The sequence below is a fragment of the Massilia sp. AB1 genome, from assembly GCF_018119385.1.
GTDB lineage: Bacteria > Pseudomonadota > Gammaproteobacteria > Burkholderiales > Burkholderiaceae_D > Telluria.
In genome coordinates this window covers 1-21,355 of record NZ_JAGKSG010000044.1, presented here as the reverse complement: position 1 = coordinate 21,355, position 21,355 = coordinate 1, and the positions used below count along the sequence as shown (strand labels likewise).

The 21,355-nt window shown below is 60.5% G+C and carries 14 protein-coding genes and 1 pseudogene; 12 read left to right on the top strand and 3 right to left on the bottom strand.

Annotated elements, in window-relative coordinates:
* Positions 1 to 5 precede the first annotated feature (5 nt).
* Both J8847_RS19790 and J8847_RS19785 read right to left on the bottom strand, forming a co-directional pair.
* Positions 6 to 1,748 carry an asparagine synthase-related protein gene (locus tag J8847_RS19790; protein WP_211526426.1) on the bottom strand — a complete coding sequence of 581 codons (1,743 nt, stop codon included), beginning with the start codon at positions 1,746 to 1,748 and terminating at the stop codon, positions 6 to 8.
* Positions 1,749 to 1,814: 66 nt separating this feature from the next.
* Positions 1,815 to 3,320: a right-handed parallel beta-helix repeat-containing protein gene (locus tag J8847_RS19785; protein WP_211526425.1), complete on the bottom strand. Its 1,506-nt coding sequence runs from the start codon at positions 3,318 to 3,320 to the stop codon at positions 1,815 to 1,817.
* Between the two features lie 549 nt (positions 3,321 to 3,869).
* On the opposite strand from J8847_RS19785, the gene J8847_RS19780 reads away from it, so the two are divergent.
* The 12 genes from J8847_RS19780 to J8847_RS19725 all read left to right on the top strand — a co-directional run bounded on the left by J8847_RS19780 (position 3,870) and on the right by J8847_RS19725 (position 20,785).
* Positions 3,870 to 6,014 (top strand): hypothetical protein, encoded by a 2,145-nt coding sequence (locus tag J8847_RS19780; protein ID WP_229513064.1) that lies wholly within the window; start codon positions 3,870 to 3,872, stop codon positions 6,012 to 6,014.
* Between the two features lie 446 nt (positions 6,015 to 6,460).
* Positions 6,461 to 7,798 carry a putative O-glycosylation ligase, exosortase A system-associated gene (locus J8847_RS19775; protein WP_267876293.1) on the top strand — a complete coding sequence of 446 codons (1,338 nt, stop codon included), beginning with the start codon at positions 6,461 to 6,463 and terminating at the stop codon, positions 7,796 to 7,798.
* On the top strand, positions 7,795 to 8,850 hold the full coding sequence (locus tag J8847_RS19770) for an acyltransferase (RefSeq protein ID WP_211526423.1): 1,056 nt from the start codon (positions 7,795 to 7,797) through the stop codon (positions 8,848 to 8,850). Before J8847_RS19775 ends, J8847_RS19770 begins: the two co-directional genes overlap by 4 nt.
* Positions 8,851 to 8,947: 97 nt before the next feature.
* Positions 8,948 to 10,006: a polysaccharide deacetylase family protein gene (locus J8847_RS19765; protein WP_211526422.1), complete on the top strand. Its 1,059-nt coding sequence runs from the start codon at positions 8,948 to 8,950 to the stop codon at positions 10,004 to 10,006.
* A gap of 527 nt (positions 10,007 to 10,533) precedes the next feature.
* Complete coding sequence (locus J8847_RS19760) at positions 10,534 to 11,340, top strand: HipA family kinase (protein ID WP_211526421.1); 807 nt, start codon at positions 10,534 to 10,536, stop codon at positions 11,338 to 11,340.
* A gap of 1 nt (position 11,341) precedes the next feature.
* Entirely contained in the window at positions 11,342 to 12,262 is a 921-nt protein-coding gene (locus J8847_RS19755) for a hypothetical protein (protein ID WP_211526420.1), read from the top strand.
* Between the two features lie 201 nt (positions 12,263 to 12,463).
* The gene (locus J8847_RS19750; protein WP_229513062.1) at positions 12,464 to 13,015 is read left to right on the top strand and encodes an SMI1/KNR4 family protein; all 552 of its coding nucleotides are present in this window, start codon (positions 12,464 to 12,466) and stop codon (positions 13,013 to 13,015) included.
* 17 nt (positions 13,016 to 13,032) lie between these two features.
* Complete coding sequence (locus tag J8847_RS19745; RefSeq protein WP_211526419.1) at positions 13,033 to 14,700, top strand: hypothetical protein; 1,668 nt, start codon at positions 13,033 to 13,035, stop codon at positions 14,698 to 14,700.
* A 10-nt stretch (positions 14,701 to 14,710) separates the two neighbouring features.
* Positions 14,711 to 15,934 (top strand): hypothetical protein, encoded by a 1,224-nt coding sequence (locus tag J8847_RS19740; RefSeq protein ID WP_211526418.1) that lies wholly within the window; start codon positions 14,711 to 14,713, stop codon positions 15,932 to 15,934.
* A 336-nt stretch (positions 15,935 to 16,270) separates the two neighbouring features.
* The gene (locus J8847_RS19735; protein WP_211526417.1) at positions 16,271 to 17,977 is read left to right on the top strand and encodes an McrB family protein; all 1,707 of its coding nucleotides are present in this window, start codon (positions 16,271 to 16,273) and stop codon (positions 17,975 to 17,977) included.
* Positions 17,978 to 17,990: 13 nt separating this feature from the next.
* Complete coding sequence (locus tag J8847_RS19730; protein WP_211526416.1) at positions 17,991 to 19,394, top strand: hypothetical protein; 1,404 nt, start codon at positions 17,991 to 17,993, stop codon at positions 19,392 to 19,394.
* A 23-nt stretch (positions 19,395 to 19,417) separates the two neighbouring features.
* Positions 19,418 to 20,785, top strand: a complete 1,368-nt coding sequence (locus tag J8847_RS19725; protein ID WP_211526415.1) for a hypothetical protein — start codon at positions 19,418 to 19,420, stop codon at positions 20,783 to 20,785.
* A gap of 279 nt (positions 20,786 to 21,064) precedes the next feature.
* On the opposite strand, the pseudogene J8847_RS19720 reads toward J8847_RS19725, so the two are convergent.
* Positions 21,065 to 21,355 (bottom strand): annotated as a pseudogene (locus J8847_RS19720) (hypothetical protein); the annotation flags it as partial.

Genomic DNA, 21,355 nt, shown 5'->3' with positions numbered 1-21,355 from the left:
TGTCCTTACTCGGCCAGGGTGCGGGTCCAGTATTGGTGCATCAGCGAGGGCGCCTTCAGCTGGTGCGAATAATCCCGGCCGGTCAGGCGCAGGGCAAGCAAGAACAGGCGCATGCGGAAGGCGCCCAGGAAGCGCCGCGTGAACTCGGACGCCGCCAGCAGGCCGCGCGCGCACTCCAGCGAGAAGGCGATCCTCTTGGAGAATTCGCCCGGGGTGAGCCCGTCCCATTGGTAGGTGGCCTCCGCGGGCAGCGGGTGCGGGCAGGGCACGTGGTTCGGGTAGGCCTGCCACGGGGTGCCGGCGACGGCGGGGTGGAAGCATTTCAGCCACTCCACGTAGAACGCGTGGCGCAGGAAGGGATCGAAGGGTTCGCGCATCACGTCGGCCAGGAACTCGGCGTCGAAGAAAGGCAGCTCGAACTCCAGGCGTCCCAGGTCCATCGATTCGAAATGGTTGAACAGGTGGCGGCGCTGGTCGTTCATCATCAGGAACAGGTACCAGGCGCGGCCCGGGTCGGCCGGCTTGAGCGCTTCCAGCTCGGACAGCACGCCCTGGTTCACCAGGCGGGTCAGGTCGGCGCCGAGTTCCGGCTTGAACAGCTTGACCGACAAGGCCAGCCGGTTATAGGCGAAGAAGCGGTCGATCGATTCCTGCACTTTGCCCGCGCGCATGGCGTCGACGATGCCCTGGTTCAGGTAGACATGGCCCAGGCCCACGCTGCCGCCATCGCCCGACCACAGTACCCGCGGACGCGCCGGCTGGGTGGCCTGGTATTCCGGCAGCTTGAGCCATTCGTGCACCGTGGCCTTGCTGTAGGGGTCGCCTTCGACCACGGCGGTGCGCACCAGCGGGGTATTGTGGGTGCCGAGCCGGTCCGAAATCATCTTGCCCAGCACCTGGTCCTGGCTGCCGGCCGGGGCATAGTTGGCCGTGAACACGCTGGCTCCGGCATGGCGCAGTTCGGCCACGATCACCCGCGAATCCAGGCCGCCGCTGAGGAAGGAAGCGGTCGAGCGGTCCGCGCCCAGGCGGATGCGCACCGCCTGCTGGAAGCTGCGGTACAGGCGTTCGTGCGGGCCCGGGCCGGGGGCGGCCGGCGTCATCGGCTCATCCCAGCGCCAGTAGCGCGGGCGCCGCAGCTGCTCGCCTTCGGCCGCCAGGTGTTCGCCGGCCAGCATCGAGATCACGTTGTCGTAGGGAGTACGGTCGCCCAGCGGGAAGCCGAAGCAGGAGGATTCGGCGATGCCCTGCATGTTCAGGGTTTTCTTGCAGAAGGACACAGCCTCGATGATGCGCAGGGCCGTGGCGAACACCAGGTAGTCGGGCGAGATCCAGCAGTAGACCGGGCGCACGCCGGACTTGTCCGTGATCAGGTGCAGGCGCTGCTCCGCGATCTCGTACACTACGGCGCAATAGGTGCCGCGGCAGGCGCGCAGCGCTTCGTCGCCGCCGATGGCGCGCGCCAGCGCAGCCACGCTGTCGTCGCGTGCCAGCGGCTCGGCGCTTGCCGCAGGCTGCAGCAAGGGAGCACCGGCGGCGAAGGCGACCCGCCCGTCATCCGCATAAGCGCCGGTGCCGCCCAGGGCGCCGACATCGAGCGTCAGCAGCAGCGCCCGGCCATCCGTGTATTCCTGCACCCGGCCGGCATCCTCGGGATGACGCGACATCGCCGCCCGCAGCTGCTGCGCAAGCTGCGGCGGAACCTGCTGGCCTGCCCGGCGCGCATACACGCCTGCAAAGATGGACATGTTCTTTTCCTCAAAGAAAGAAGTGCTAAATAAATAATATTTTACTCTAGGCAGTATTTCCAGGCGCTACTGAAGCGTGCGCACCGTCCTCGCCGCAGGATCCAGGCAGGCCGCGAAATCCTCGAAGGCGCCGTAGCGCGCCATGGCCGGCCGCGCCGGCGCACACAGGTCCGGCGCTGCTCCATCCGCGGCCGGACGGACCGGCGCCGGCTCGCGCCAGCGGAAGTCCAGGCTCGACGGGTCGCGGAACAGCGCGCGGTAGGGGTGGCTGCCGAGATACAGGCGCGCGGCCGAGGTATGCAGGTTGTCCGCCAGGCGCAGCAGGCCGCCGTCGCGGCTGCGGATGATGCCGTCGACCAGGTTGCCGGCGATGTCGGCGCTGCTCTCCGGGTAGCGCACCGTGATGCCGCCGGTGTCGACCACGGTGTTGTGCAGCAAGATGCTGCGCGCGGCCGCGTTCAGGTAGATGCCGTCGTCCGAACAGGAGGCGACCAGGTTGGCGCGCAGGATGCCGCCGGTCTGCTCGGTGATGCACTTGCCGCCGCGGCAGTAATCGCGGCCGGTGCCGCCGCCGCCGAGCGACAGGCCGATGCGCTGTCCGGGCGCGCCGCGCAAGCGGTCTTCGCAGATCACCACATTGCGCTCCAGGATGTTGTCGCTGCCGCCGCCTTTGGCGAAAGCGCCGTAGCTGACCTGGTTGCCGGCGCCTTTGACGAAATCGCTGATCAGGTTGCCGCGGATGCGCCAATGGCTGGCCGTCACCAGGTCGATCGGCGTGACCGGCTTTTCGGTCAGGCGCACGGTGTTGTTGCGCAAGGTATTGGACTCGATCACCCCATGGTCCGGGTAGCGCCCCCGCTCGCCATTGATCTTGAAGTGGGCGTGGAAGTCCTCCACCAGGTTGTTGACGGCGGCAAAGTGATGGGCATCGCCGGCCACGTGGAAGGCGTGCTCGCATTCGCTGTTCCCGCTGCAGACGCCGCGCAGCACCAGGTTCTCGAAGCGCCAATAGGGCGCCGTGACCCTGAAACCCTCGCCCCCGGCGATCTCCAGCACGGCGCTGCCCGGCCGGTGCGCGCGCACGCTGATCGGCGCTTCCGCGCTGCCCGGGCGAAAGGCCTCCAGCGTGCCTTCGATCCGATAGATTCCCGGCAACAGGGTAATGCGCTGGCCAGGCACGGCGGCGCGCAGGGCGCGCGCCAGGTCGGGCCCATCGACGACCAGCACTTCACGCTCCCCCTCCGTCGCCTGCGTGGCAGGCAGGACCGCTGCTTCCTGCATGCCGACGAAGCCGGGGCGCCAAGCCGCGGCTGCCAAAGGCTGCTCGCCGCGGTCGGCCGCGATCAGCCAGCTCCGCGCGCTGCGTCCAATGCCTTCGATCACAGGGTTATGTCCCTGGCTGCGGCGTTCGATATACGGGCCGAGCGAACGCGGCGTGATGCCCGCGTCGTTCAAGAAATAGAGCGCGCCGCCAGCGACGGCGGCACCCAGCAGCACCCCCGTCATGGCCAGCCGGATCCAGAAAGGGCGGCGGCGCGCCCGCTGGCCGGCGCTTCTAGGTGTGCTTGCCATCACGTAGGCGGCCCAGGTCGGCTCGGCAAGTAGATCGATGGCGCATCACACGGCTCATGTTTTATATCGATGTAGTTCCAAACTATTTCCCCACCGCAAACCATTCATCCTTTACGGCAAGGCTCGTAGACATCAAACAGCCTCGTCGGCATGAAAAAGTCACCCGGCATTATGCCACAGCACTCCTGCCTGCTAATCAGGCAACGATGTACCGATTACAACAATTTTGATGCAAATGTTTAGAAATTTTGCTCACAAAGCAATAGGTGTAATCGCTTAGTCAACGAAATGTCGTTTTGCAAAAATGGAAATTTACAAAACAACACTAACAAATTAATGCATTTGGTCAAATATTTATTGACATCAATGTTGAACCACCGAACAATATTGTGTTGTTTTTCGGAATTTTTCCGTTGACAAAGCGGAATTTTTCCGCACGGCACTTGATCTTCCGCTGTATTCTGGATCTATCCGTACGGCAATATTTTTTTTGCCGAAACTTTTTGTGGGTATATAGACATGCGAAATTCCTTCTCGACTCAAGTTCCGATGATCATCACCGCCCTGTCCGCTTCGATGGCCCTGATGGGCTGCGGCAATGCTGCGGAGAGCACCAAGACCTTGAGCAACCCGCTGCTGGGCTCGCGTTCGACCGCGGCCGCAGGCAGCACCACTCCGACCGGCCCGACCACCTCGCCAAGCACCACCTTGCCCAGCACTGCTGTGGCCATCACCACGGTTCAGCTGACCAGCACCGCTGCGCAAACTCGTCCGACCGCCACCTTCGGCCAGGCATTCGCCCAAGGCCACGTTCCGGCCGGCTCGACCCTGGTCGGCCAGACTGCCGCCGGCGCCGCCGTGCCCCTGCAAGTCGACGCCAAGGCCCGCCATCCGGACGGCTCGCTGCGCCATGCGGTCATCACCGTCCAACTGCCGAGCAGCACCGCCGGCCAGGTGGAAACCATCAAGCTGGTCAAGAGCACCACGGCCGCCGCGGCCACCACGGCCAGCCCCACGACCCTGCTGAACAGCGGTTTCACCGCGAGCTTCAACGCCACCGTCGGCGGCGTCGTCTATTCGGCATCGGCCGACGCCCTGCTCAAGTCGGGCAAGTACACCACCTGGCTGTCCGGTTCGCTGGCCAATGAATGGATCGTCTCGGCGCCGCTGAAGACCGCCGCCGGCGTGGAACATCCGCACCTGAGCGCGCGCTTCGCCATCCGTTTCTATCCGGGTAGCAACAACGCCCGTGTCGACGTCGCGATCGAGAACGGCTGGGCGTACGAAGCCGCTCCGCAGAACGCCGTCTACAACGCCCAGCTGCTGGTCGGCGGCCAGTCCGTGTTCTCGCAGGCCGCCATGACCCACTACCACCACGCCCGCTGGCGCAAGGTGGCATGGTGGGGCAAGGAGCCGGCGCTGAACGTGCGCCACGATGCCGCCTACCTGATCGGCACCAAGGCCCTGCCCAACTATGACCAGTCGCTGAAGATCACCGAAACGACGATCGCCTCCTGGGTCAGCAAGTGGAATGGCGCCAAGACCGGTCCGATGCAGAGTGGCGTGGCCAACCCCTACATGCCGGCGACCGGCGCCCGTCCGGAACTCGGCCTCCTGCCGGCCTGGAGCGCGCTGTACCTGCTCAGCATGGACGAGCGCATGAAGAAGATCTCGCTCGGCATGTCGGACCAGGCCGGCAGCTGGTCGATCCACTACCGTAACAAGCAGACCGGCCGTCCGGTGACCCTGGCCGAGTTCCCGTACGCGGCGCTCGGCATCTCGGGCGACAGCAAGAACCCGGTGACCAAGCTGAACGAAGGCTTCCCGGCCTGCCCGCAGACCGTGTGCGCCACCCCGCTGACGGCGGACACCTCGCACCAGGCCGCGTTCGCCTACCTGCCTTACCTGGTCACGGGCGATTACTATCACCTGGAAGAGCTGCAGTTCTGGGCCAACTACAACTCGATCTCCGGCAACCCGGGCTATCGCCAGAACCTGAAGGGCCTGGTCAAGTCGGACCAGGTGCGCGGCCAGGCGTGGAGCCTGCGTACGCTGAGCGAAGCCGCCTACATCACGCCGGACAACGATCCGCAGAAGGCGAACTTCGCGGCCATGGTCAACCACAACATCGACTGGTATGACGCGAACTACACCAACAACACCGCGGCCAACAAGCTGGGTGCGCTGGAGCACGGCTATGCGATCGTCTACAACACCAGCACCGGCCTGGCGCCGTGGCAGGACGACTTCTTCACCGCGTCCGTCGGCCGCATGGTGGAACTCGGCTTCACCCGTGCCCAGCCGCTGCTGAAGTGGAAGGCCAGCTTCCCGGTCAACCGCATGGTCGGCGACGGTTATTGCTGGATCGAGGCGCCCGCCTACAGCCTGAAGGTTCGCGACAGCGCAACTTCCCCGCTGTACACGAGCATGAAGCAAGTGTATGCGGCTAACCATACCGCGACCTTCCTGCAACTGGACTGCGCCAGCACCCAGATGGCAAGCAGCCTGGGCCTGAAAGCCGGCCAGATGACGGGTTACGTCACGGTCGAGAGCTCGCAGTCGATCATGCGCCCGGCCCTGGCCTACAGCGTCGGCGTCGATGCCAACGGCCGCAGCGCATACGACCTGTACGCGAAGCGTCCGTACCAGCCCGACTACGCCACCTCGCCGCAGTTCGCGATCGTGCCGCGCTAATCGCCAGCCGCCTCCGGCTCGAGCGGAAGTCCCCGGGGACTTCCGCTTTTTTTTGCCTAATGCAATTTTGATGTCAAAAAAATACGAAAATACGGTGTGCGCGGTGTGTTGCCATTTCTCACATGGTATCCTAGCGTCCGCTCCCGTTCGGGGAATCCACCAGCGGAAGACGGCGGCGACCGCGTCACCCGGCCGAGTCACTTTATTAAGGGCATTTATGATTGACAACGCATCATTGCTGGTTTTTGGCCTGGCGATCCTGTATACAGTCTTCCGTGCGCTCCGGCTCGACAAGCTGATTCCCTGGTTCGCCCCGGACAGCGAAGCGCAGCTCCCTCCACCCGAGAAAAAGAAGAGTCGCTAGCACTCCCGGCGCGGCATCCCGACTGCCGGACAGGCGTCATGATGCCGCCTGACGGGCGCAACGCAAGCCACCACACGCAACTATGCAAAGTCTTTATTTAACGGCTGTCTTCTTCAGCCTGCTGTTCATGGGCTTTTCCGCGGCCTTCGCTGCTGCGCTCGGCTTCGTCTGGGTCGATGTCGTGAAGCCCCAGCAGCTGGCCTATGCCATCATCAGCGGCTGGCCGCTGAATCTCGTCGCGGCGCTGACGATGCTGGGCCTATATTTCGTCAAGGACAGGAAGGATCCGCCCCGCTTTGGTGGACTCCTGTGGCTGCTTGCGCTGTTCACCGTCTGGATCACCCTGACCACGATGATGTCGCCGATCCCGGAGCGTGCCTGGCTCAAGTGGGACTGGGCCTTCAAGGTGATGCTGTTCGCGCTCTTCATACCTTTCGTGTTCCGCTCGCGCATCCAGATCGAAGCCTTCATTCTGGTCTTTATCTTCTCGGCCGCGACCATCTTCGCCTCCACCGGCGTCAAGACCCTGCTCGGGAGCGGCGGCTACGGGGTCCTGGCAGTCATGGGCGGGGGCAATAGCGGCCTGGCCGAAGGCAGCACGCTGGCCGTGGTCTGCGCCATGCTGGTGCCGATGGTGATCTATGTCATGCGCCATAACTTGCTGTTTCCCAAGAATCTGTTCACACGCTGCCTGTTCCTGGGCGTCATCCTGACCGCCGTGGCAACCATCATCGGCACCAGTGCGCGCACCGGCATCGTCGCGATCGGCATGCTGGGCCTGATCCTGGTCCTGAAGTCGAAAAAGAAGCTGTGGTGGCTGGCGGGGATCGCCCTGGCGGGCACGATCCTCATGAATATCGACCTCTCGGCGACGCCCTGGGGAGCGCGCATGTCGACCATCGAGTCCTACAATACGGATTCGTCGGCGCTCGGCCGCCTCAAGGTCTGGGAATGGACCGTGGATTACGTCGGCCAGCATCCGACCGGCGGCGGCTTCGATGCCTTCGTCCTGAATCGCATCATGAACGTCACCGAAGACGGCATCATCCATTACTATCCCGAGGACCGGCTGGCGGGCAAGGCCTTCCACAGTATTTACTTCGAAGTCCTGGGCGAACAGGGCATTCCCGGCTTCCTGATCTATTTCGGCATCATCCTGCTGGTCCTGGCCCGCCTGCGCGCCATCCGCAAGACTTGGCGCGGCCATGCCGGCATGGCTTGGATGACCGCGCTCGCCGACGCCCTGACTGCTTCGGTCCTGGTATTCCTGGCCGGCGGCGCCTTCGTCGGTATCGCCTACCAGCCCTTCATCTTCTACATGGTCGGCCTGACCGTGGCGATCGACCACCACTCCGCGCGGGTGCAGAAGGGCCTCAAGCACAAGCTTCCATCCAGAGAAACAGGATTCGTGACATCGTGAAACTCAATCAACTCGCCGGCCTGCGCGGCATCTGCGCATGGTGGGTGGTGTTCTTCCACTCGCTGGCCCTGCTGGGCGACTCGATTTATGCGCCGCTGGCCCGGATCATCGCGCACGGCTACCTGGCCGTCGACCTGTTCTTCCTGCTCAGCGGCTTTGTCATCTTCCTCAGCTACCACGCCGCGCTGGCGAACAGCTCCCCGCGCAGCATCGGCAAGTTCTACTGGAACCGCCTGGCGCGCATCTACCCGCTGCATGCGGCGATGCTGGGCGGCTACCTGGCCCTGTTCGTGGCCTTCAGCTATTTCTCGAGCAGCGGTACGGCGCCCGAATCCTATACCTGGACGGCGTTTTTCCAGAGCATGTTCCTGGTACATATGTGGGTCGGCAGCGAGCTGACCTGGAACGTTCCCTCCTGGTCGATCAGCTCGGAATGGTTCGTCTACCTGTTCTTCCCGCTGATGGCCTTCGGCTTGCGGCGGCTGCGCGGCGGCGTCGGCGCCCACCTGGTCATCATCGCCCTGGTCGCCCTGCTGCTGCACCTGATCTACACCGCCGCCAACATCTCCTCGCTGGGCGCCAACGTGCCGCGCATGGCCCTGGTACGGACCCTGCTGGAATTCCTGATGGGCGTGTTCATCGGCTCGCTCTACGTCAACTACCGTTCGTTCCTGGAAAGCTGGCGCCATGCTGCCCTGGGCGGCTTCCTCGGCCTGGGCATCGTCTACGTCTTCGCCCCCCTCGCCGACTACAGCATCATCCCGGTGGCGTTCGCGCTCCTGATCGCCTACCTGAGCGTCACGGCGACGGGCATCAGCGCCCCCCTGTCGGCGCGGCCCCTGGTCTACCTGGGCGAAATCTCGTATTCCACCTATATGGTGCATTACCTGGTCTACGACCTGCTCAAGGCCGGGTTCATGTCGAACACCAACCAGATCGCTCCCGTGTATGTCTGGCTGTCCTTCGTGCTGGTGCTGATCCTGTCGGTCGTCCTGCACCACGTGATCGATATGCCGTCGCAGCGCTATTTCCGCAGGCTGTCGAGCCGATGAGATCGCTCCAACGGAGTGGACAGGGCCAGGCCGCACTCTTATACTTTCGGCATGAATTTTTTGGCAAGCATCGTCAGCCGCAACATCTGGTGAGATCATGAATACAGCGTCACAGCGCACCCGGGTCTGCATCACGATCGACACGGAGTTCAGTATCGCCGGTGCTTTCTCGGACAGGTCCAGGCAGCCGGTCGCCGAGCCGCTGGTATGGTGCAATGTCGAGGGCCGTTCGCAAGGCCTGGGTTTCTTGCTCGACACCTTCCGCCAATACGGTGTCCAGGCAACCTTCTTTGTGGAAACGCAGCAGCGCTATCATTTCAAGCACGATCCGATGCGCCCCATTGCCCAGCAAATCCATGCCGAGGGCCATGAAGTGCAGCTGCATACCCATCCATGCTGGAAACTGTTCGAGGACCCGGACTGGTGGGACAAGTCGCGCGGCATGAAACACCGGGATGACATCAGCAAATACAGCGTCGACGAGGCGGTCGGCCTCATCAAGCAGGGCATCGAGACCTTCCGGGAATGGCAGATTCCCGCTCCCAAGGCTTTCCGCAGCGGCAACCTGAATCACGGCCCAGGCCTGTACCAGGCCCTGGCCCAATGCGGCATTCCCTACAGCTCGAACATCGGGGTGGCCATCTACAGCAACGGCGAGCCCGACTACACGCTGTACAGCGGCCAGCATGAACGGCATGGCGTGCAGGAGTTCCCGGTCTTGTCATTTTCCGACTGGAAGATCGGTCCCAAGCGGAACATCAAGTCCCTGACGATCGCCGGCTCGAGCTTCGCCGAGACGCGCGATCTCCTGGAAAAGGCGCGCCGCGAGGGCGTACCCCTGGTCGTCGTGCTGACCCATCCGTTCGAATTCGTCCAGAACCACGACCTGGGCTTCCAGCAGACGCGGCGCAACCGCCTGACCCAGGCGCGCCTGCGCAAGCTGTGCGAATTCCTGCAGCAGAACAGCGACCGCTTCGAGGCATGCGGACTGGTGGCGGCAGCGGAGGCCAGCCCGGCGGCGGCGGCGGCCCCGGCCAACATCCTGCTCAAAGGCTCGCTGCGGCATGCGCTGCCGCGCATGGCTGCGCAAGTCGTCTATCACTGGTTCGGCAGGAAGATGCTTGCCCGTAAATACGGAAACGACAAGCGGGCGTGAGGCGCTGAGGACTGGTTGCCGGTTGGCATTGGGAATACGGCACATCGGCAGCGGTATCGCTGCGGGCGATTCGGCGAACCTGGAGTGGCGCGGCTGGCGGGGATCGAACCCACGACCCTTGGCTTCGGAGGCCGGTGCGCGGGTTACGAAAAGTGGCTTGTTTTGACGTAACTCCTTGAATTGCCATCATATTCCAACCTGGCAGAGTTAGGCAAGGAAAGGAAGGATTGGGAAGAAAATCGACTGGAATTTTCCCCAAATTTTTCCCAAGCCAACGCGAAGCAGTCTTAGCACAATGCCTCTGGAGCAGCTGATCTTGGCGGCCTAAATAGGGTCAGTTCATGGAGCACCAATAGACTCAGTGCCACCGAAGCGCTTGTAGCCACCCATACCTGTGACGTTAGGATTGCCTTAGGGGCTGGCAGGTAAAAGTTGCAAATCATTCACTTGATGCTTCCATCGTGTAGAATTTGAACAACTTTCTAACGCACGCACAAGCGGCACCCAGGACGAGGAAGACCCAGACTATGACCATCAGTGGTGGATACCTACTGCCTGGCGCAACGTTGCTACGCGATCAGGATTCTGGCTTCTTCGAGACCTACAAGGGGATCATCGAAACCGACGTTGGGAAGACGGGTGCATATGTGAAGCTGCTAGCGCCGAAAGCGCTGGCAAATGAGCTGGTATGCACTGTGCTTGGCAAAGCCGCTGGATTACCGGTTCCCGACGGGTACTTGGTAGAAGTGTCAGTAGAAGATTATCCGAACTCGCCCTTCCTAGTGGGCCAGAAGCTTACGCATACGTTAGCGTATGGCTCTGCCGCTTTAGATGCGCCGAGCTTGGCCCGCCAGTTCGGCCGGGACGACAATCATGCCTTTGGCTCGTTGCTGACTACTTGGTCCCGCTGGAAAGCCGCGCTTCTCTTTGATGAGTGGGTTTCCAACGCCGACCGCCATCCTGGTAACTTCTTGGTCAACGGCCCCGATGATGTCTGGCTTATAGATCATTCGCATGCGTTCCGGGGCCCGAACTGGTACATAACAGACCTAGTCCCACACGCATCTACAAAAAATCTTATTGCAGAGCATGCCAACCGCACGTTGAAGCTGCCTGAGCGTAGTCAATTGTTAGAAGCTGCCGATCAAGTTGCGACCGAGTATGAATCACTTGACATCTCCGGGATCGTAGCCGCAAGTCGTGCTGCTTCGCTGCTCGGAGAGCGAGACTTGCAGGCAATGCAAGACTTCTTGATCAATCGCATAAAGGCACTTCCGCAGCTTGTCGCAAAGCATATGGGCATCCCTAGGTTCCCAGCACTTACTGGAGCGTGAGATGAGTTCAATCCCTACCCTCGAGTCTCTGGGTTTCCGCCCCCGCCGTAGTAACTACCGGGCTCTCTGGGCTCCAATCTATCTCGAACCGATGGTCGGTTCTGGAGAAAGACTTTGCATTGGCGTTGTCGCAGCAGATGAAGGTGCTGCTATCGTACGCAAAGTTGATGGCCTTGAGCGACTGGCCTGCCTGTACGGCGCAGAAGCAAATGCATTTATATACGCAAGCCAAGTAGCCCTCAGCTCAACTGAGCAAAAAGTACAGGAAGGTATTCGTTCGCTCGTCACTTGGCGTGGCGCGATGGATGGCTTGATCGTAGGAGAGGTGCGTGATGGAGCCGGTGAGTCTCTTGAAGATGTAGCCGCAACGGGGTTGATGCAATGCGCATCTCTTCTCTTACGGCGACAAATAGATATTGAATCCACTACGGTAAACGTTGTTCCATACTCGCCTGCCGAGGCAACGTTAAAGCGCCTCGAATCTTTAGTGCGAGATGAAGTTGCCGCACAGCGTCCCGCTCTAATCAGCCTTTTTGGGCAGCAATATCGTATCTCGGAAAATGCGCGTGCTACACGAATTGGTTTTGTGGGTCAACGTCTTGCGGCGAACTTTGGAATGCTCATACCAGGTCGCATCGGACCTCTTGTTGACCATGCGAAGGCAAAGCTATGGGATCTGACCCAACTGAAAAAAGTTGGAATAGGGTCTGATTTGTTGCCACGAACAGAAAATATGGCGTTCGAGCTATTACTTCACCGGGTAAGCGAGCAAGATCCACAATACAGTACCCGTCAACTTGCGCAGGTGGCTGCCGCCGTACTCGAACTCGAAGAAGAGGCGGATAAGGCTTCGATCCGCTGTCGTCCGATGTACTCAACGAAAGACATAGCAGAGTTCTTGTTGAACGCAGAAGCCGCCTAGCCAGGTCGTTTGGAAGTTCTTAAGAATAGCTAGCGTAGAGGTGCCAACCAGGAAAAGACGGCTCAGCGAAACCCCGTAGGAGCAGCCATCCAAAAGGTTGCTATAAGGCCATATTCGTTGTTCAGTTTTTTGATAGACTGCCAGATGCTAGTCCCAGCGCTACTGGACATATAGGTTTTTGCTGCTTGCGGGTGTCAGCGCTTGCACAGCGATCCCTTCTTCTACAGCAAGGAGCAACGTTTGATGCATCGTCAGTGGGAAAAATTCGAAGAATGGCTCAAGGCCAACAAGCGGGCAGTGCTAGCGGACCTGAATCCACCTGCCGATGTTGCCGCCGTTCGTGACCTACAGGGCAAGCTAAGGGTGGTGCTGCCTGACGATTTCATTGGGTGCCTAAAGATTCACAACGGGCAGAGGGGAGAAGCAGAACCGCTGTTCGGCGCACATGCATTTCTTCCGTCCCGTCGAGTACTGATGAGCTGGTCTACCTGGAATGACCTGCTCGAGGGCGGTGACTTCGATGGACAGGAAGCTCGTCCCGACGGGACGGTCAAGCCTGTGTGGTGGTCTGCTGGATGGATCCCGTTTGCGTCGAATGGCGGGGGCGATTACCTGTGCCTCGACATGGATCCGCCGACACAAGGGAAGATGGGCCAAATCATCCGCGTGTACCACGACGTCGCGGATAGGATCGTGATCGCACCTGGATTTGGCCCTTGGTTCGATCGCTTTGTTAATGAAAAATGTAGTTGACCGGACCGGAGCGAAGAATGGAAAAGACCTTGAGTGCCCTGCGTGAAGAGCGCCTGCAACAGTTATTCGCCGATTGCCGGCAACAGGTTATAGCGCAGATCATTGGTCCTTTTGGATTGTCCGCCGCTATGTTCGAAGACAAGAACGGTGGCAATGTCACGACCCTGCATAATTTCAAAAGGGAAGATGACGATTACGTAGCGACGGACTCGGACCGCAAGCTGCACGAGCATTCGAAGAAGACCTATAACGCGTCCGTCAGGGCCGACTATGAAGTGGACACCCAGACTAAAGCCGACACCGCCGGTGGTAAGACTTGGGACGACAAGCGCAAGGCAAAAATTTCGCAAGGGCGCGACGAATATACGGGTGGCAGTGTTTCGCAAGACGGTGAAGTGACGCTGAAGAGCGGCAAGGTCCTCGGCGCCGAGCTCGATCACGTCGTTTCCATCAGCGAAATTCATCAGGACCCGAAAATGCATCTGGCACTTGGTCAGGTGAAGGTGAATAAGGACAGTGGCGACGCCGCAGTCGACGTGAGCCGTCTACGCGAGATCGCGAACCATGACGATAACTTGGCGTTGACCAACCAGTCCCTAAACGGCTCGAAGAGTGACCTAGATCTCAAGGAATGGGCAGAGCGCGAACGCAAGGACGGCTCGGACAACAAGACGCATTTTGAGGTCGACGAAAAGCTCATGCAGGAGAAGTACGACAAGGCCAAGAAGCACATCGATAATACGGCTGACCGGGCCCTCCTCAAGAAGCAGGCAACGGAATTGCTCGAAACGGGCGGGAAGCAGGCTATCCAGATGGGACTGCGTCAAGCGCTTGGTCTGTTGCTCACAGAACTGGTCAACGGGCTGTTTAACGAATTCAAGGTCTTGATCGAGCACGGGGTAGAAGCTGGCAAGTCCTTGTTCGAGGAAATTCGCAGCCGTCTGGCACGAGTAATCAGCAACGTCGCTAAAAAGATTCCTGACGCAGTTTCGCAATTGTTAGAAGGAGGGGTCAGCGGTTTCATGAGCAATCTGCTGACATTCCTCTTAAACAACTTCCTGTCGACTGCAAAGCGCTTCGTTACGGTCATCCGCGAAGGCCTGCTCGGACTGTTTCGAGCGCTGAAGATGATCTTCTTCCCACCGGAGCATTTGACGGCCGACCAGGCTCTCCAGGATGGCCTCAAGATCCTGAGCACAGTGGTGGTCAGTTCGGTCGGGCTGGTACTGAACGAGACCGTCGCAACTTTCATGCTGACCGTTCCTTTCCTAAAGCCCGTGGCAGACATCGTTACACCTGTACTGATGGGGATCATGACCGGCTTGCTGTCGGCCTTCCTAGCGTATCAAATCGATTGCCTGTTCGACCGCTATCGCTACGCCATGGATGCAAAGCAGATGGATGAAATGATGGCCGACGCGAAGCGCCGTGACGAGTTTTCGAACGAGCTTGTCAAGCTGTCCGAAAGCTCGCTAAGCAACGTCGACAACTATGCCAAATCGATTTCGTTCTACCAATCAATCGGTGTCACTCTTGGAGAGGCCGGAAGCGCCGCTGCCGCGACACTTGCCAGCCTTGAACAATCCGTGACCGAAACGAGCGACCAAGTGGAGAAAAGCACGGAAATGATTGAATTCATCAACAGCAGCCAGTCGCGAATTGAAGATTTCTTGAACACCCTTTGAGAGAACGAGCGTGAACGCACCCAACAAGCAAGAACTGCAAATCGTACAAGCCTTCTCGTCCATCTCTGTTCCCGAAAAGGTCATTCGAGACAGCAATATCAAAGAACTCGTCCAGGAAATGCTGGGGGAGCAGGACGCGGTTCAGGGCAATGCCGACAAGCTAGAACAGCTGCGTCGGGAGAAGCGAGATGGCAATTTTCTGGGGAATTGGTGGAACGATCGCGATGACAAAGTCCAGGACGCGCAACTCGACCTAAGCACATCCATTGGTCGGTTGACGCAAACCTCGTCTAGGCTGCTGGTAGTGAACACGGCGATCTCTAAGGTGCTGAGCGACCAGCAGCGTATCCTGTTGCAACAACAACAAGTACTTGAGGAGCAGGCGCGCGAACTGAAGGGACAAAACGAGAAAATTCTGGATCAGCAGCAGCAACTCTCAGAACAGCAGAAGAAAATCAATGCCGCAAACCAAGGCTTGATGGAAGCTAAAGGGGTTACCCAGGAACAAGCAGAAAAGCTCGTCGGCTGCGTCATACGCGTCACCGAAGCCGAGCGCAAAATCGACTTGGCCAACGATTTGCTGCGTACGACAATGCACAAGGAGATGCAAGAGTCCCTTGCACAGTGCGTGGCCCGCGTCGATGCAGGTTTTGCAGAGTTTAGCCAAGTTCAGGGAGAGTTCGAGCGCAAACTTGGCGAACAGTTGGCAGCAAGCATGCGCCAGCACCAGGAAGCTCTTGTACGTTCTGAAAGCCAGCTAAAGACGGACATGCTTTCGAGGTTGGATGATCTGCTTGGCATCGTCAACCAGAAGAACGCTGAGCAACATGCCGATCTCGAGCAGCAACGAGCATTCTTCGAACACGAGCTACAACAGACGAACCGCGACTTAATAAAACGGGTCGAACAGGTGGCGGCGAGTATGCGCGAGAATCAAGAAGCTCTTGCACGCTCGCAAAGCCAGCTCAGAACGGATATGACTACCAAACTGGACGATCTGCTTGCCACCGTCAACCAAAGAACCGCTGAGCAACATGCCGACCTTGAGCAGCAGCGAACGTTCGTCGGACATGAGTTACAACAGGCAAGCCAAGACCTAATGCGCCAGATTAATGCCGCCCAGGCCAAGCAGGCTAGCACTGCCAGGAAGACTGGTTGGGCTGTAGCAGCCGTGGCCGGCCTCTCGGTCTTGTCTCTGTGTTGGCAGGTACTCAGCCATGTCTCTGCGGGCTGATCCTTAGACACTACTCCGAAAAAGTGTCCGACTCGGACACTTTTTGCACTCCGGTATATTACGCGACCCAAGGATCAACCAGGACGTGTGGTCCTACAGCATGTTATCGCAGCGCTGTCACCGCAGCGCCTATAGGCAATTGGGCCAGCACGACAGTACCTCTGCTGCGGTCCTTGTAGCCGACATGATTGCGTTTAAACGTGTTTACGAAGCTCTATGCCATGCCGTTTAATTGCAGGCTGCTCATTTATGTGTGCACATACATAATACTCAGCTCGTGCGCCAAAGCGTGCGTCCCGATTGTCCGGAAAGCTCTGCCATGACCTCTACAATTCCATGTCTCGCCTGAAAAATCTCTATACCCAGCTGGTCGTGAACCGGCGCCCGGAACTCGACGGCTGGCTGCGCGCCTACAAGAACTTCACGGCACAGGTCGCGCTCGTGCGCGACGCGCTGGCAGAAGGTGGGCATCTCGCCGACAAGGCAACGTATGCGCAAACCCGCTGGGCATCCGCGACCGACCCCTGGCACGAATTCAGCAGTGACCTGCTGCGCAGGCCGAATGGCGTTACGACCGTCGGCCGCTCGATCCTGACGAAGGAAAATCTCGTCAAGCTGCGCGACGACCGGGACTTCCGCGCCGCGCTCGAAGCGCTGATCCTGACGCCCGCAGCCGACACCTTCGCCGCCTTCGGGACGGCCTGGGAGGCCGCATGCAAGCGGCTGGGAATTGGCCGCAACCCGCTGCTGGTCAACCGGACCGCGTCGGCCTGCACGCTGGAAGTCTCGAGCACGGTCAACAATGCCGACTTCGAGAGCGTGTACAGCTGGTTGGTCGACGAAAAGCTGATGCCGGAAGCACCTGACCGGCAGGGTGGCTGGTACGCGCGCAATGCCCACCTGATGCGATGGCTGCGCCAGGAATTCGAGGACTCATTGGAACGCCGGGAAACCGATGCGCATACGCTCAGCAGCTTCGTCTGGCAACTGTGCGCTAACATGGCTTCACCGTTCCAGCTCAAGCGGCAGCTGATCCGCTATGGCGCGCCGGGCACCGGCAAGACCTTCTCGGCGCTGCGTGACACCCGGCTTCGGTTCGACATCTGGAAATCGGAGTTCGGCAGCGGCAGCGAGCTCAGTCACGAGCAATGCTGCCAGACCGTGCAATTCCACCCGTCGTTTGGCTACGAGGACTTCCTCGAAGGCCTGCGCCCCCTTCTGCGCGGCGACGGAACGTCGCAATTAGTGCTGCAGAACGGCATCTTCAAGCAGTTGTGCATCGGCGCCGGGAAATGGGAGCGCGATGTCTACCGGATTATGGGCCATGGGGCGGACCTCTGTCGGCGCTGGGACCAGCTACGCGTCGCCGCATTGCTGGCATACCGCGACCAGCTGTCCGCGCCGTACTGGCAACCGGTCTTTGATGCCGATCCGGACACCCGGGTCGCCGACGCGGTTCCTCCGTTCTTCCTGATCATCGACGAGATCAACCGCGCGGAACTCTCGCGCGTGCTCGGCGAGCTGATGGTGTGCCTCGAGTACCGCGGACCGGTCAACGCCATCGCGACGCAGTACGCGCAGTTGAACAACGCGGACACCGGTATGCTGCCGATGGCCGATGGCACCTACAAGTTCTTCGTGCCGCACAACGTCTACATCATCGGCACGATGAACACCATCGACCGCAGCGTCGAGAGCTTCGACCTCGCGCTGCGCCGCCGCTTCGCCTGGCAGCGCATCGATCCGGACCTGCATCTGTTGCGCTATCACCTGGACAGCCATGCTGCTTCCTGGGCCGGGCTCGCAGCCAGCCTGGAGAAGCTCAATGCGGCGATCCGCACGCATGAGCTGCTCGGCGAGGATTACCAGATCGGCCACGCCTACCTGATGCACCTGCCCTACTCGCGCGGCCTCACGCTGTCCGAAGTCAAGCATCGCATCTGGGACGACAGCATCGGGCCACTGCTCGAGGAGTACGTGCGCGGCTCGGGCCCGGCCAAGGACCAACTGGCCGCGTTCGCGGCGGCCTTCGGCGTGCAGTAAGCGGTTCGATCGGATGCGTCCTCTGCACCAGATCCTAGCCAACGGCACCATCGCCGACAACCGGCACTACCGCTACCATCAGGGCACGTTGGCGTCGCCGCCGCGCCCCGCGCTTCAGGTCAAGACCGGCGGCAAGGGACTCAACCATATTCCCTACGTCTTCGATTTCCTGCGCGACGTGGCTGGCCTGGCAGCGGGAAGGGATGCCGCGCCGGCCAACGTCGTCATCGTCCGGCCCGACGGGTACGAGCACAATACCGACGATCCCTTTCTAGCCCTCGACGGTTTCGACGCGGGGGATTTCACTCTGTCGACTGGCAACCTAGTCGGCTGCGTACGGCTCCCTAACTGGCCGGGCCACGCGCTCAACATCTCGTCGCGCTTCGGCGATGACTTCCTGAAATACATCGTCGCCGACGCCGACGGCTTTGCAGAACTGCCGGACCTCGGCGGCCGCGCCGATGGGGATGTCCATTGGCTGTTGCCCTACCTGTGGTCCGTCAAGATGCGCAAAGCGTGGCGCCTTGGCCTTCCAAAGGCGTACGCCACGCGGACGGAAACCAGCACCCGGGTACGCGGCAGCATCGACCCGCTCAGCCACTTCCAGGGCGCAGCGCTTGCCCGCTACCGTTGTACCTACCGCGAACACAGCCATGACAATCCGGCCACCCGGCTGATCGCGCGGGTGCTGGAGCAGACCGACTTGGCCACGTTCTTGCCTGACCTCGGTCTGCTCCGCCGCACGTTCCAGGCCGCGACGGGCGGCAAGCGCCACCCGCTGTACGAGCTAATGGCAACGCCGCCGGTGCGCAATCCGTATTTCGGCGACTACGATCCGGTGATCGAACTGTCGAAATTGCTGCTGCGCGAACGCGCGACCGGCGTCGGCGCAGACACGCAGGCCGATGCGCTGCTGTTCGACGTATCGATGCTCTTCGAGTACTTCGTGCGTAAGCTGCTGCGCCGCAGCGGCCTGGCGCTGCACGGGAAAGCGTCGCTCGATCTCGCGATCCCGGCGGGGCTTCCCGGCGGCCGCTTGCGCAAGCTACTGCCCGACCTCGTCATCGACGCCGGCGACACCTGCCACGTGTTCGACGTCAAGTACAAAGCGCTCGACTTCAATTACGGCGTCGCGCGTGAAGACCTGTTCCAGCTGCACACCTACGTGGGGCAGGTCGCGGCAGAACGTCGCGTCGGCAGCTGCGGGTTCATTTATCCCGTGCGCGAGAGCCGCTGGAACGAACGCGAACTGCAACGCTGCCGCGGCACCGTCACCCAGCCGCTCCGGCACGGCCAGCAGGACCTGCAATTCCACGTGCTTTTCCTCATGGTGCCGGAAGGAGGGAACTTCCGGTCCAGGTTTGCCCTTGCCTGCCAAAACTTCGTCGAGGCGCTGCATGGCGCCATCGGCGCCTGACCCCGACAACAGCAGAATCAAAGATGACTTTCAGTGCATATATCGACAATGGCGTCCATGTAGGCTCCGGCTTTCGCCTGTGCCGAGCCACGATCATTGGTCCCTACCCCACCCCTGACTTCATAAAGCAAGTTCTCGACTGGCGGCCGGAGGAAGTCATCCTTGCCGTCGACGACGGCTGGCCCCAGGAGCGCATCGACGACATCTGGCGGGTCTTTGCGGCGCACGAGGCAGAACTCATCTTGTGGCGAGTCGCCCCTGCTGTTGGCAATGGTCTGGTACACGCGAAACTGTACTGCCTCGAATGGGTCAACGCCGCCAACAACCGCCGACGGCATACACTGCTGGCCGGGTCAGCCAACGCGAGTTCGCAAGGCTTCGGCATCCATGCGGAAGCCTTCGTCCACGTCGACCTGGCCAACATCGCGCTGTCGAACAAGAAGGAAGTGCTGCAATATTTCGGTGACCTAGCCCAAGGCGAGGACGTGAACGAAAGACAGTTTTACATCGGCGACAAGTCGTGGCTGTCCATTCCCGCACTGCGGGTCGTCCGCACGCCATGGCCGAACGGCTTCGACGCCTGGATTCGCCGCGGCCGCCTCTGTCACTCCTACCAGCCCGACCCGACGTTCGGCCGCCTGGTGCTGCGCCTGAAGGAGCCAATGCCGCAGGGTCTGCTCGGCACCAATCTCGGCAACTTCGGCTTCGGAGTTGCAGGCGAAACCCAGGCCTTCACACGCCCGTACGTCAGCTACGCTAGCGACGCCGGGGACGACCGGAATGAACGAGGCAATGAACGGCAAAACTGGCGGCAACGCTATTTCACGGAGACCGTCTACGGCTACTGGACTAGCGCGGAATGCTTCAAGCAATTCGAGGACGAGTTCGTCGCGCCGCATGCGGAAGGCAGGGAACTGGCGCTCGACGCCATCCGCTACGCCGACCGGACGACGCGCCTTACATGGATCGACGACTTCATGCGCTCGATCGAGAACGTGTTCGAGACCCTGACGGCCGAGCAGCGCAAAACCTATTTCCACGTGCGATCGAACGGCATGCTGGATGCCGAAAAATACCGGCAGCAGGCCGAAGCCAAGCTGGACCGCGACCGGGGCAAGGCAAGGGACGACTATTTCTGCAAGCGTTTCACGTCCGGGTTTGCCTTTCCGCCCGTGCCGGCGCTGGGCAGCGAGTTCGAGGACTTCGCGCTCGACCTGTCTGCCAACCTGCTGGCCAAGCTGCAGGCGCGGCGCGTCAACAACAAGCTGGCGACGGCGGTGCGCGACTATCAGATTGCCGAGCCCGACATGAGTCCTGAAGAATTACTGGGACACTTACGCGATCGATGGGGCGAAATCGGCGTTGATTTGGCCAGGTTCTTTGCCGACTAGCCTCAGTGGGCCACGTGCTTGCTTCCGTACACCATCAGGAACCGGTCGAGGTCGCCAAAGCCACCGCCGGGCACCCGTTCGCACCGCAGCGATGAGCGCATTACGTGGTCCGAAAAAGTGTCCGACTCGGACACTTTTTGCATTCAGATGCCGACTAGAACAGTCCTGCCAGCATGCTTGCCGCTAGTTGGTACTGGCATGCTGGCAGCCGGCCATTGTGGTTTGTTTATTTCAGCAGCTTGCCTGGAGTATAGATCTCCTTGCTCGCCGGTAGTTTATTCAAGCTTGGATTCCACGTGATTGAGCAATTTGCGCCTCGTAACGTGCAAACGAATCGTCCCGTCGAAGATGAGCATAATTCTCGAGCACTGTCTTTAAGCTGTCATTCAACAGCTCTGCCACAGTCAAAAAGTCACCAGGGTTTTTTCGCAACCAAGTAGTTGCAACTAAATGTCTTACGGCGTGTGGTCCAAAACCCGGCGAACCAGGAATGTAGCGTCGAGTGAGGCGCAAAATGGTTTTGCTGATGCCTTTCCACAACCCACCGATTGAATCGCCAATTAGTAAGTA

Bases quoted from the DNA above. Each gene is read 5' to 3' on its own strand.
- J8847_RS19790 (WP_211526426.1), bottom strand. From the start codon at position 1,748: ATGTCCATCTTTGCAGGCGTGTATGCGCGCCGGGCAGGCCAGCAGGTT.
- J8847_RS19785 (WP_211526425.1), bottom strand. From the start codon at position 3,320: ATGGCAAGCACACCTAGAAGCGCCGGCCAGCGGGCGCGCCGCCGCCCT.
- J8847_RS19780 (WP_229513064.1), top strand. From the start codon at position 3,870: ATGATCATCACCGCCCTGTCCGCTTCGATGGCCCTGATGGGCTGCGGC.
- J8847_RS19775 (WP_267876293.1), top strand. From the start codon at position 6,461: ATGCAAAGTCTTTATTTAACGGCTGTCTTCTTCAGCCTGCTGTTCATG.
- J8847_RS19765 (WP_211526422.1), top strand. From the start codon at position 8,948: ATGAATACAGCGTCACAGCGCACCCGGGTCTGCATCACGATCGACACG.
- J8847_RS19760 (WP_211526421.1), top strand. From the start codon at position 10,534: ATGACCATCAGTGGTGGATACCTACTGCCTGGCGCAACGTTGCTACGC.
- J8847_RS19755 (WP_211526420.1), top strand. From the start codon at position 11,342: ATGAGTTCAATCCCTACCCTCGAGTCTCTGGGTTTCCGCCCCCGCCGT.
- J8847_RS19745 (WP_211526419.1), top strand. From the start codon at position 13,033: ATGGAAAAGACCTTGAGTGCCCTGCGTGAAGAGCGCCTGCAACAGTTA.
- J8847_RS19735 (WP_211526417.1), top strand. From the start codon at position 16,271: ATGTCTCGCCTGAAAAATCTCTATACCCAGCTGGTCGTGAACCGGCGC.
- J8847_RS19730 (WP_211526416.1), top strand. From the start codon at position 17,991: ATGCGTCCTCTGCACCAGATCCTAGCCAACGGCACCATCGCCGACAAC.
- J8847_RS19725 (WP_211526415.1), top strand. From the start codon at position 19,418: ATGACTTTCAGTGCATATATCGACAATGGCGTCCATGTAGGCTCCGGC.